The sequence below is a fragment of the Clostridium sp. CM042 genome (assembly GCF_055080995.1).
Genome location: NZ_CM143646.1, coordinates 902,155 through 914,353, shown reverse-complemented (window position 1 = coordinate 914,353; position 12,199 = coordinate 902,155). Strand labels below are relative to the sequence as shown.

General features: G+C 28.9%; 13 protein-coding genes. 6 read left to right on the top strand and 7 right to left on the bottom strand.

All coding sequences use genetic code 11. The features are described 5' to 3' along the window. Nucleotides 1-16: 16 nt before the first annotated feature. From ACWJJ7_RS04340 to sigY, 4 genes are all read right to left on the bottom strand, one after another. Nucleotides 17-1,353, bottom strand: a protein-coding gene (locus tag ACWJJ7_RS04340; RefSeq protein WP_462962368.1) for an IS3 family transposase whose coding sequence is annotated in 2 segments (ribosomal slippage) — nt 17-972 and nt 972-1,353 — 1,338 coding nt in all. Because the reading frame shifts where the segments join, the coding sequence is not laid out codon by codon here. 187 nt (nt 1,354-1,540) lie between these two features. After that, nucleotides 1,541-1,744 carry a hypothetical protein gene (locus ACWJJ7_RS04335; protein WP_462964099.1) on the bottom strand — a complete coding sequence of 68 codons (204 nt, stop codon included), beginning with the start codon at nt 1,742-1,744 and terminating at the stop codon, nt 1,541-1,543. A 2-nt stretch (nt 1,745-1,746) separates the two neighbouring features. Further along, on the bottom strand, nt 1,747-2,154 hold the full coding sequence (locus tag ACWJJ7_RS04330) for a hypothetical protein (RefSeq protein WP_462964098.1): 408 nt from the start codon (nt 2,152-2,154) through the stop codon (nt 1,747-1,749). Beyond that, nucleotides 2,155-2,685 carry an RNA polymerase sigma factor SigY gene (gene sigY / locus ACWJJ7_RS04325; RefSeq protein WP_462964097.1) on the bottom strand — a complete coding sequence of 177 codons (531 nt, stop codon included), beginning with the start codon at nt 2,683-2,685 and terminating at the stop codon, nt 2,155-2,157. It lies immediately after the preceding gene. 242 nt (nt 2,686-2,927) lie between these two features. On the opposite strand from sigY, the gene ACWJJ7_RS04320 reads away from it, so the two are divergent. Together ACWJJ7_RS04320 and ACWJJ7_RS04315 are read left to right on the top strand one after the other, a co-directional pair. After that, nucleotides 2,928-3,659: a TraX family protein gene (locus ACWJJ7_RS04320; RefSeq protein ID WP_462964096.1), complete on the top strand. Its 732-nt coding sequence runs from the start codon at nt 2,928-2,930 to the stop codon at nt 3,657-3,659. A gap of 79 nt (nt 3,660-3,738) precedes the next feature. Further along, nucleotides 3,739-4,185 carry a GNAT family N-acetyltransferase gene (locus ACWJJ7_RS04315; protein WP_165414206.1) on the top strand — a complete coding sequence of 149 codons (447 nt, stop codon included), beginning with the start codon at nt 3,739-3,741 and terminating at the stop codon, nt 4,183-4,185. A gap of 108 nt (nt 4,186-4,293) precedes the next feature. On the opposite strand, the gene pdaA is transcribed toward ACWJJ7_RS04315, so the two are convergent. Further along, nucleotides 4,294-5,187, bottom strand: coding sequence for a delta-lactam-biosynthetic de-N-acetylase (gene pdaA, locus ACWJJ7_RS04310; RefSeq protein ID WP_462964095.1), 894 nt, complete (start codon nt 5,185-5,187; stop codon nt 4,294-4,296). Nucleotides 5,188-5,434: 247 nt separating this feature from the next. Between pdaA and ACWJJ7_RS04305 the strand changes: the two genes are divergently transcribed. Then, nucleotides 5,435-6,937, top strand: a complete 1,503-nt coding sequence (locus ACWJJ7_RS04305; RefSeq protein ID WP_462964094.1) for a LexA family protein — start codon at nt 5,435-5,437, stop codon at nt 6,935-6,937. Between the two features lie 25 nt (nt 6,938-6,962). Beyond that, complete coding sequence (gene yfcE, locus ACWJJ7_RS04300) at nt 6,963-7,505, top strand: phosphodiesterase (protein WP_462964939.1); 543 nt, start codon at nt 6,963-6,965, stop codon at nt 7,503-7,505. A gap of 36 nt (nt 7,506-7,541) precedes the next feature. On the opposite strand, the gene ACWJJ7_RS04295 is transcribed toward yfcE, so the two are convergent. Next, nucleotides 7,542-8,387 carry a hypothetical protein gene (locus ACWJJ7_RS04295; RefSeq protein ID WP_462964093.1) on the bottom strand — a complete coding sequence of 282 codons (846 nt, stop codon included), beginning with the start codon at nt 8,385-8,387 and terminating at the stop codon, nt 7,542-7,544. A 441-nt stretch (nt 8,388-8,828) separates the two neighbouring features. Between ACWJJ7_RS04295 and ACWJJ7_RS04290 the strand changes: the two genes are divergently transcribed. Then, a complete protein-coding gene (locus ACWJJ7_RS04290) occupies nt 8,829-9,686 on the top strand; it encodes a DegV family protein (RefSeq protein WP_462964092.1) in 858 nt (285 codons plus the stop codon). 103 nt (nt 9,687-9,789) lie between these two features. Here ACWJJ7_RS04290 and ACWJJ7_RS04285 read toward each other — a convergent pair whose 3' ends face one another. After that, complete coding sequence (locus ACWJJ7_RS04285; RefSeq protein WP_462964091.1) at nt 9,790-10,671, bottom strand: FUSC family protein; 882 nt, start codon at nt 10,669-10,671, stop codon at nt 9,790-9,792. A 475-nt stretch (nt 10,672-11,146) separates the two neighbouring features. On the opposite strand from ACWJJ7_RS04285, the gene ACWJJ7_RS04280 reads away from it, so the two are divergent. After that, nucleotides 11,147-12,193, top strand: a complete 1,047-nt coding sequence (locus ACWJJ7_RS04280; RefSeq protein ID WP_462964090.1) for a carbamoyl phosphate synthase small subunit — start codon at nt 11,147-11,149, stop codon at nt 12,191-12,193. The last annotated feature ends 6 nt before the right edge of the window (nt 12,194-12,199 follow it).

Here is a 12,199-nt window from a genome sequence, read left to right as displayed (position 1 = left end):
GGACAATTAGAAAAAACTATATTGAATTATAAAGATGATTTCTGTATTGAACAGGAGTCATCTTTTTCAAATCCCATTGATATCTATATCTATTATAATAGATCATATATTTTTTAATTTCTTTCTTTAACTCTACTAATGTTTGACACTCTTTTATGTTTGCCTCATCTTTGAAATGACCGAAGAATGATTCCTGTGGAGCGTTATCCCAACAGTTTCCACGTCTTGACATAGATTGTCCTAGTCCACAACTTTTAACGAGATTTTGAAGGATTGGACTTGTATAATGACAACCTTGATCTGAGTGAATAAATGCATCTTTAGATATTTTAATATTTCTATTCTTTTTTAGCTTTAGTATAGTATCAGTGACTATATCCATCTTAATATTAGCTGACACATTATATGCCAGTATTTCATTTGTAGAGGAATCCTTAATCGTTGATAAATACGCCCTATGACCCTTTCCATAAAACAAATAAGTTATATCTGTAAGCAATACCTTGCCAGGTATATTTTGCTTGAAGTTTCTATTTAATAGATTTGGTAAAACAGCATGTTCGAGGGTGGCTTTCATCATCCTTTTATAAGGATTTGCTTTTCTAATAGGACATACAATTTGGTATTTCTTCATTATCCTACGGATACGTTTCAAATTGTAAACGATACCAAATTCGCCTTCTAACGTCATTTTAATTTGTCTAGCTCCTTTTTTGCGGCCTTTAAAGTTATATGCTTTTAAGATAGTATCTCGCACTATTTGATCATGATCGTCACGTTGATTCCTAACTCCTTGTGAACTAACTGAGAAATAGTTGTAGTAGCCTGAACGGGATACCCCCGACACACTGCATAAATGGCTAAGCATATTTCTGAGTTTATATTTTTTAATTTGTGAATTGATAAGAATATATTTTTCTTCTGCTACTAATATTATTTTTTCTTTACCAGCCTTCTTTCTAGGATGTCGATTTTTTTTAGTAATTCATTCTCAGCTTTAAGTAAATTAACTTGGACCTTAAGACGTTTATATCTTTCTTCTATGGGAAGATCTTTCCCTCTTGATCTTCCGCACATTGATTTCCTTGTATCATTCAGTCCTATTACACCTTTTTTTCTATATGCAGTCCGCCATCTGTAAGCTGCTGATCTAATTCGATCATTTCCAAGAACGTCTATATCAAAACCATATTCTTTAAATATTTCTTTTATAGATTTGCCCTTTTCATTCTCTGTTACAAAAATGCGTTTATATTCATCAGTGTAAGTTATACCTTTAATACTAACATTTGTTACATATTTATTTTTGGATAACACTTTCACTTCTTTTTCTGTAAAATTCTTAATGCTCATTTATTCACCCCTAATCCTTTATTCCATTATACATAGAAAAACCCCATAGGGTAGTTTTTTTAAAATCGTCTACTCTATAGGGTACATTTTACAGCGAGTTTATGTTTTTTAGCAGATTAATTAAAAATAAAATTAATAGTTCTTAGCGAAGTGAATGCATTAATAGTAATATATACTTTTTTATTTTTTATTTTTTATTTTTTAATATTACTCGTGTTACTAATAGATAAATAAGAAGATTACCTGGAGTATTAATAAGTGCAAAAATCCCCCAAATCCAATAGTATTTTTCTTTACGCCTTCTTGCATCACAAAATACCCAAGCTCCTTGAATTAATAATATAGGAATAGCTATTGCAAGCACTATAGTTAGTTTATTATTTAAAATCACTATTAACCTTCACTTCCTCTTTTTTTAGTTATCAAAGCAGGTATTATTATCCAAGGGGCAATGGTAATAATAAGGATCTGTGAAATAATTAGTATCTTATAACCTAAGAAAATGATGGCTATAGCATATACAGAAAGAATTAAAAAAGATGATAATATAAACAGTATGAATTCTTTTTTAGCATTTCTAGTTTCTTTTATATACTCTCCTTGTTCTATTATGCTTAAGGTATCTATATCAAAATCAAATATATCTTCATTTAAAACATCCATTTTATTAGCTGTGGAATTAAGGACGTTTTTAAATTCTTTATATTCGTCACTATACTTTATATTTTTATCAACCTTTTCATGAGCTTCATTATAAAATTCATCAATCAAAGAGTTTTTAATTTTATCAGAATCCTTCATTTACATAATCTCCTTCCTTTCAATTTCACTTATTATATATTTCACTGTATTATGAAGCCTTGACCTAACTGTTCCAAGGGGACATCCTAAAATTTCTGATATTTCCTCATATTTGTAACCATAATAATGCTTTAAAATAAATACAGCCCTTTTCTCATAGGGTAACTTTAAAATTATTTTCATTATCTCTTTATATTCATAATTTGATATTACAATATCCTCCACCTGTTTGCATCTATCAGCCAAACTTTCCTTTACTAGTTTAAATGATTTATTCTTTCTTAAATAATCTCTGTAAACATTAGTAGCTATTTTTATGAGCCAAGTAGAAAACTTTGCTTTAGGCTCAAATTTGTTTATATTAATCACAGCTTTAAGCAATGCATCCTGAATAATATCCTGTGCTAAGTGTGGATCGCCTACCATTTTAATAACATAACCTTTTAAAATATTGTAATTATCTTTTAAAAGAGAATTTAGTGCGCTTTTATTTCCATCCTTAGCTTTATTAATAAGTTCTAGTTCATCCAATAATAATCACTCCTAGCAATCCTTTAACGCAATTATTGATTAATAAGTTCACTATATTTATTATAATCTATAAAGATTAAGTAAAGGACCTAAAAAGTAAAAAATCCTGAGCTCAAAGAGTTCAGGATTTTTTAACAGTAATAATACTATTGGTGTTAAAAACATAGTAATGCAAAAACATAAAATAAATGGTATCATATTATAAATACAATTAAATGAAAACCTAATTATGGGAGGTATTGATGACAACCAGCATGTTAAAAGTTATTGCAATTTTATTAATGTTAATTGACCACGTAGGGGCGGCACTTTTCCCAGAGGTTATAATTCTAAGAATGATAGGGAGATTATCATTTCCTATATTCGCTTATTTAATTGTTGTAGGATATTCTAAAACAAAATCATTTTCTGAATATTTACGAAGATTATTAATATTTGCAGTTGTATCACAAATACCATTTTCATTAGCTTTTGGGGAACAGTTTAGTATAAATAGTTTCTCTGATTTTGTAAGATTTTTTATAGGAAGTCCAGATCCACATTTAAATATTTTCTTTACATTAGCATATGGATTACTAGTAATCCATAAATGGGATAAAAATGAGTCGAAATTTGGTAAAATAATATTTGCAGTAACAATGGGACTAACAACTGAAATTTTTCATGCGGATTACGGAATTTATGGAGTTGCTATGATTCTTGCATTTTACGTTTTTAGAGATAGTAAGATTAAAACAATTATATCTCAGATTGGTGTATATGTATTATTTAATGCATCACAAATATTATTCTATATGTACGAATTTTCAGTAACAACAATAGAGCTAGTTTGGTTTAATCAAGCATTATCCCTATTAGCATTAATTTTTATATTTATGTATAATGATAAGAAGGGTAAAGATTTAAAATACTTTTTTTATGCTTTTTATCCAGTACATTTATTAGTAATAGGATTAATAAAAATCTTTGCGTAAAACATTATTATAATATCAATAATGAATACACAAAGAAATTATTAGAAAGATAACATGAAGAAAAGGAGGGTTAAGAAGTATGAACTGGGAAATAAAAAAATTTAATGAACTAAGTGGTGAAGAAGTATATGAAATTTTAAAACTTAGAAGTGAAGTCTTTGTTATAGAGCAGCAATGCATTTATGAGGAGTGTGATGGTAAAGATAATAAATCTTATCATTTATTTGCAAAAGAAAACGGACAAATCATTGTTTACCTAAGGATTTTAGAAAAAGGTGTTTCTTATAATGAGATATCTATAGGAAGGGTCTTAACTGATAAAAAATATCGTGGTAAAGGTTTAGCAAAACAAATGATGCTAAGAGCAATAGGATTTATCGAGAATAATTTAAATGAGAAGGCAATTAGGATTGGAGCACAAGAGTATTTAATAAATTTTTATTCGAGTTTAGGGTTTGTGAGGGTTTCTGAGGTATATTTGGAAGATAACATTCCACATATAGAAATGTTATATAAAAAGCTTTAACGACATTTCAGCATCAGCCTCATCTTAATAGTCCTTTTTATAAAAAATAAATTAAACCCTATCTATATATATAGGGTTTAATTTAAGTTATAGAAAATATATAAGTTTTTAATGTTTAGCAGGTAATTCATCTAAGCTTTTTAGTTTATAGCCTTTGCTTTCCCATTCGGTAATCACATCATCTAATATTTCAGCATTGGTTTTTGACACTGCATGTAGTAACATAATTCCACCGTTGTGGGTTCTTTGCATAATACGTTTTTTTGCACTTTCATGTGATGGTTGATTGCCAGTAAGCCAATCCATATAAGCAAAACTCCAAAATACAGTTTTATATCCGTAGTTTTGAGTATATTGTAAGGATAATTCACTATATTTCCCCATTGGAGGTCTAAAATACTTAGACATCTTTTTATGAGTAATATTTTCGAATGCTTCTTCTACATCAGATAATTCTTTATCGAATTTTTTTTCATCCTTTATAGAAGCCATTGAGGGATGGTGATTACTGTGGTTGCATACTAAGTGACCTTCATCTACCATTCTTTTAATTAATTCTGGGTTAGAAGTAACATAAGGTTTTACAACGAAAAATGCTGCTTTTACATTATGCTTTTTTAAAACATCTAAAATTGGAGCGGTATATCCAGCCTCATAACCCTCATCAAAAGTTAAATATAATATCTTTTTTGATGTATCGCCTAAATAATAAGAACCATACTTTGATATAAATTCTTTGGTTTCTTTAGGTCCTTCAGGTGGATTATTGTCATTACGCGGTTGGAAATACCAATTATATTCTTTAGTGCTTAATCCGGTAGAGGGCTTAGTATTACTAAAGACGCTTTTGAAAAAATTTACTATGGTAGGTGTTTTTGAATCTTGATTATTATAATATCCATTGTTTGAGTCTTTAATTGAAATATTGCTTAAATCTTTGCTATAAGCAACACTTGAAAAACTACTAACAAAAAGCATTGAAGAAACAATAATACTTAACATCTTTCCTTTCAGAACAATCACCTCTAGTTTATTTTATTTAGATAAATTAATAAATTAATATATAACTTAGTATGCTCAGTAAATGTGTGTAGATATTCCTGAATCTAAAGGTACATAATTAGTAATTTTTATTGATATTCCCATAAATATATTTGCACGACATTTTAAATTTACAATTTCATAAAAATTTTACTTTCAGGTTATTATTATTGTATACTATTAGTATGTCCACAGTGGAGGTGATTAAATGGAATTAAGTTTAGAGCAACAAAAAATGATTCATAGCAAACCCTCAAGATATAGCTTAATTAGAGGAATTCAAGGTTCCGGTAAAACGACTGCAGCCATTTATAGAAGCCTTTATTTAAAAAATAACTATTGTTTATATGAAGAGGATAAAATATTAATGTTGGCATCTAAGGATGAAGACATAAATTATATTGAAAAAATATATAACAGAGCAGAAGAAGAAACTAGGTTAGATTATTTAAGTCTATTTTCTAATAGTGAAAGAAACTTTCATGTGGTTACATTAGAAAGTATTTTACATAGATATTTTATTAAATATAAAAACAAACATAAATTAAAAAATAAAATAATTGTCGATAATGATAAAAAAAATAGCATTATGAAAGATTGTATATTACAAATTAAAAATATTTATCCAAGACTAAGAATATTACATACAGATTATGCTCAATTTTTTATAGAAGAAGTAAAGTGGATAAAAAGTTGCAATTACTTAAAAGCTGATTTGTATTTGCAAGTAAATAGAATAGGAAGAAAATGCGAAAAAGGACAAGGACCTCAAAGAATTCTTAAAAATTCAACTGCTAGGAAAGCGATATTTGAACTAATGATCACGTATAATGAAAAGCTTAAATCAGAGGATTTAGTTGACAATGAAGATATTAATATATATGCTCTGCGAATGGCACAAACTACTACAGTTGGCAGGTATTCTCATATAATAATTGACAAAAGTAATAATTTAACTAAGATACAAGTGGATTTTATTAATGCATTATTTAATGAAAAATCTTATTCGAACATGGTGTTTCTTCTTGATGTGGATAGACCGCACAATACTAACTCATGGATGGTGAAAGGCAAAAGAGTTAATACTAAACCGCTAGGAGAAAAAGTAAAGTCCTATTCATTCAAAAAATACTATAAAACACAAGAAAAGATCCAAAAAAAGTGTGATGATATAACAAGCAAAAACATGGACATTAATTCGTTGGAGAACTTTAAGTATTGTGATATAAGACATAACAGAGCATATGAGTTTATTCGGGATTATAGTAGAATATCAGATATTATAGTAAATGATGAAAAAGGCAACTATGAGTATATAAATGAAGAATTATTGGAGCTACCCGTGTATAGTGATATAGCGGCAGGCGAACCTATGCTTATTAATTCTGAAATGGAAGGTAAATTTTATATCCCAAAATATTGGTTAAAGGGAGTAAAAAACCCATTCATTTTAAAGGTTAAAGGTGACAGTATGATTGGGGCTCACATTAATAATGGAGATTATGTAGTAATACGGCAGGAACAAGCTGCAAATAATAAGGATATCGTAGCAGTTGACATAGGAGGAAATGCAACTTTAAAGAGACTTTCTATAAACAAAGATAGAATATTACTTATGCCAGAGAATGAAAAATATCAGCCTATTGTAGTAGATAGTGAAGATACATACATTTTAGGAGTAGCTATAGGAATTATAAAGCATGAATATTAATCTATTTGAAAGGAGCTAAGTTATGATGAAGATATTTTTTATTTCCGATATCCATGGTTCTTTATACTATCTTAAAAAGGCTATAGAGCGATATAAAGAAGAGGGAGCGAGTTATATAGTGCTTTTAGGAGATGTGTTATATCATGGCCCAAGAAATCAATTGCCAAAGGATTACAATCCACAATTAGTAGCTAGCCTCTTGAATGAGTATAAAGATAAAATAATAGCTGTTAGAGGGAACTGTGATAGTGAGGTGGATCAAATGATTATAGAGTATCCTATGATGTCTGATTATTCTATAATATTATGCAATAATAGAAGATTATTTTTGACTCATGGGCACATATATAATGAGGATAATTTACCCAAATTAAGCGAAAATGATGTTTTGGTATTTGGACACACGCATGTCCCTGTAGCTAAAAAATACAATAAAATATATATTTTAAATCCTGGCTCGGTATCTTTACCTAAGGAAAATAACCCTAATTCTTATGCAATACTCAAAGATGATTTATTTCAAATAAAAGATTTAGATGGCACTGTTATAAAAGAAATAAAATTATAAAAAATAATACCTCAGGGCACCCTGAGGTATTATTTTTTATTTTCTAAGAAAAAAGCTAAATTGATCCTTTGTTGTAGTTGTAACAGATAGATTTCGTTTATGAAGTATACTATCAAATACTTCAAGTTGACCATCACATACATAGGCATAATCAGTTTTACCATCTTTTACCCAACCCATAAATACATAGGCATGGGAAGGCGTACCAGGACTATCTGGCATATCTGTAGTGAAACATATATCACCTTTTTCTAATTTAGTGAAGTCAGTATTCTTTTTCCAGTCCATAGAAGTTAAAGACTCCATTAATGACTTTACAGTTGTTGTTTTCGCAGGGATAGCGATGGAATTAATTCTCAAAATCTCTGATAAGAGACATACAGTAACACCCTTTTGATTTCCACTATTTAAAGTAATTGCTTTTTTTAGGACAGATGTTCTATTTGCTTCTATATTTAAATATTCATAAATTTTTGTTGAAGCTATGATAGGTTTAATGGGTTCTGTTTTAGTAGTTTCAACATCTTTAGTAGTTTCAGGTGCTTTAGTGGAGGGGGTAGCAGTGGGATTTTTTTGGACTGATTTAATGGTAGCTACATCTGTTTTGGGTTTCATGAATGAAGTGTTCATAAAAATAGAAAATATAATTATAGATACTATAACTATACCAAGTCCTAAAACAACCACATTGTTCTTAAACTCGTTTTTGTCTGCTAACTCATGCATTTCTTTTATGTATTTTTCACTTTCCTCATCATCTTTTAACTTAGTCACATCACTATTGTCGGTTTTAGAGTCAGGTTTTTCTGGAATATTTTTGTTTGAATACAAATTATTTATAATTTTATTATTGTCATTATTTTTTAGGTCATCTTTATTCATATTTTCCCGCTTGCAAATATAGGTGGAAATTCACAGTTAACCTATATTTTTGCAGCACCTCCCTTTATTTTATATTGATTAATTCAAGCTTTAATTTTAAAAATTATTTATTTCAACTAACACAATTTACTAAATAATTACACCACCTACTTTTTACATTATAATTATAACATATTAAGAGGTATTTGAGTGCTATTTGTAGGAATTTAAAATAATTTAATATTTTGTGAAATATATTACAATATTTGTGTTTATAAATGTAATATAAAGATTGATTTTGTTTAGCGCAAGACTGTAGTATAATATAATTAGCAATTAGCAATTAGCAATTAGCAATTAGCAATTAGCAAGTAGCAATTAGCAATTAGCAATTAGCAAGTAGCAATTAGCAATTAGCAATTAGCAAGTAGCAATTAGCAATTAATAAGTGAGGGATGTATAATGGCGGTAAAAATAGTCACTGATAGTACCTCATATATAAGTGAGGATTTATTGAGGAAATATGATATTTCTATAGTTTCATTAAGTGTTATTTTTGAAGATAAGGAATTCAAAGAAATTCTTATTGAAAATGAAAGTTTTTACGAAAAACTAGATAAGAACTTAAGTATTCCTACTTCATCACAACCATCGCTTGTGGAAATGTATAATATGATAGAAAATCAGGTAAGAGATAATAATGAAGTAGTTGGTGTTTTCCTTTCTTCAGATATGAGTGGAACTTATTCAAATGCATGCCTTGCAAAGAGTATGATTCTTGAAAACTATCCAAATGCATTAATTGAGATTATTGATTCTAGATCCAATTGCATGCAATTAGGATTTGCAGTCTTAACAGCAGCGATTGCGTCGCAACAAGGAAAATCAATAAATGAAGTAGTTGATATAGTAAAAAACAATATAAAAAGAAGCAGGTTTCTGTTTATTCCTGATAATTTAGAGTATCTAAAAAAAGGAGGCAGAATAGGTGGTGCAAGTGCACTGTTAGGTACTATTTTTCAAATCAAACCTATTCTTACCGTAGTAGATGGAAAAACAGAATTATTTAATAAAGTAAGGACTAAAAAACGTGCAATACAAACTATGATTGATAAATTCACTGAGGACATAACAAAACATGGACTTGGAGAGGTAATGATTCATCACATAAATGATGTTGAAGGAGCACTGGCTTTTGCAAAAAAAGTCGAAGAATGTATAGGAAAAAAAATAGACATAGCTCCAATTGGACCTGTAATAGGAACTCATGTTGGACCTGGTGCATTAGGTATTGTGTACTATACAAAGACAGATTTATAAATTAAGTAAAGCCGTATTGTGATGTGTAGTACGACTTTGCTTATAAAATAATTTGAATAAAACACGAAATACACTCAGTAAGTTATGTTTTTAAGTAGTCTTTTTAGTATATTTTTCTTGAAATAGTTAAAGTTTCAATTAAATTTTGAAGGTGAAAGTTAAATACTATGTTTATATCATTACTAATGTACGGGTAACTAAATATATTTTCATTAAATAATTCATTTATTCTAATACAGTTACTCTCGTTGATATAGCAATTAGAATGAGAATGCGTAAAGGTTAAAGATTTTAGTATAACTAGGTGATTATAAGCAGTTTTCGAAGTATCTATGACTTTGTTAATTTTAAGTATATGGTGGTTTTTAACATCCTCACTTTGTATTTCACTTAAGTATGAGTCTAGTGATTTTTCCAATTTGGATATTTGGATGTTTAAACTAGAAAGATTAATATCTGTATTGAAATTAATCATCTCTTTAGAAATTAAAAAAATATTATGGGTTAAATTTTCTGCATCCCTATGTAAGTTATCTAAGTATTTACGATGGAATATAAGATAGTTTACTGAAACTGATACAAAAATACCGATAAAAGTTTCTACAACTCTATTTAAACTATAAAATAGAGGAGTGCCTTGTTTAAGATTCGTCATTATAGCTAAAAAAACCACGCATGCAATGGTAATAGACTTTTTTCTATTAAGAAGATTCAAAGAATAAATTACAAATACTATTCCAATGCTAGTAAGAAATACATCGTTAGGACTTATAAGTGTGAATATTAATCCCCAAATTGCACCTACAATAGTACCAATCATTCTGTTTTTGCCAGTAGTAAAGGAATCATGTACAGCGCTTTGCATTGTTATTACCGCAGCTATACATGCATAAAAGGGAAATGTATTATGAAAAGCTCTTAGTATAATTATACATAAAAAAACTGAAATCGCAGTTTTTATATTTCTCATTCCTATTTTTTGCACATTGTTGCCTCCTATTTTATTCTGTAGGGTAGATATAATTTAGTGAATTAGAAATAGTGATAGATATATAGAATAAATTATAAAGTATGAATAAACTTGCAACTTAAAATTACATTTATACATTGACAAATAATGAAATTTAAATTAAGATAGAAAGAAATTATAAATCATAAAAATTACAAATAAAAGTAAAGTACACTTTTAAATTAGTCCTGTGAGGCTAGGAAGGAGTATAGATAATTATGGCATGTGTTTTTTGTTCTGTCAATTTTGAATTTAATACCATTAAATGTAATTCAGTTAGATGTAATGCAGTTATTGATTTTAACAATAAAACTGTAAGTATGTTTTTTATTTCGTTAAAAAATGTCATTAACATATTAAAAAGGATAATAGAGAGATTATTTAAATAATCTCTCTATTATCCTTTATTTTGTTAGAAAAAATATTTTTATTTGACGTAGGAGGATTTAGAATGAAGGGTAAGTTGATTTTAGAGAATGGAATAATATTTGAAGGCAATATATTTGGGTATTTAGAAGAAAGTGTTGGGGAAGTGGTTTTTAATACGGGTATGACTGGATATGAAGAAATTTTAACGGACCCATCTTATTATGGACAAATAGTGACTATGACATATCCGCTCATCGGGAATTATGGAATTAATTTGGAAGATGTAGAGTCAAAGTCTCCTAAGGTAAAGGGGTTCATTGTTAGAGAAAAATGTGATTATCCTAATAACTTTAGATGCGAAATGGATTTGGAAGGATACTTTAAACAAAACAAAATAATAGGACTTGAAGGCATTGATACAAGGGCATTAACAAAAATACTTAGAAATAACGGAAATATGAAAGGTATTATTGCTACAAAGGAACTTACAAAAAGCGAAATAAATCAAAAACTTGCGAGTTTTAATAATAGCGATGCGGTGATGAAAGTTACGACGAAAGAGTGTTACACGACTTACGGTACAGGACGACATGTGGCTATTATAGATTTTGGAATAAAGGAAAATATACTTCGCTCGTTTATTGCGAGAAATTGCAAATTAACAATATTCCCTGCTTTCGTTAAGCTGGAAGAAATATTAAAGGTTAACCCTGATCTAGTATTTTTATCAAATGGACCTGGGGATCCAGAGGAATTGCAAGAGGTGATTAAGACATTGGGAGAGATTATAGGTAAAAAACCTGTAGCTGGAATTTGCCTAGGGCATCAACTTTTGGCGTTAGCTCTTGGTGGGAAAACTGAAAAACTTAAGTTTGGTCATAGAGGGTGCAATCATCCGGTTAAAGATATAGAAGAAAATAAGGTTTATATTACATCGCAAAACCACGGATATTATGTGAGTGAACTGCCAGAAGATATGGAGGTTACACATGTAAGTGTAAATGATGGAACAATAGAAGGAATGAGACATAAAAAGCTGCCAATACTTAGTGTGCAGTTCCATCCGGAGGCTTGTCCGGGGCCTAAAGATATAGATATTATTTTTGATAAATTTCTGTCACTGATATAGGGTAGA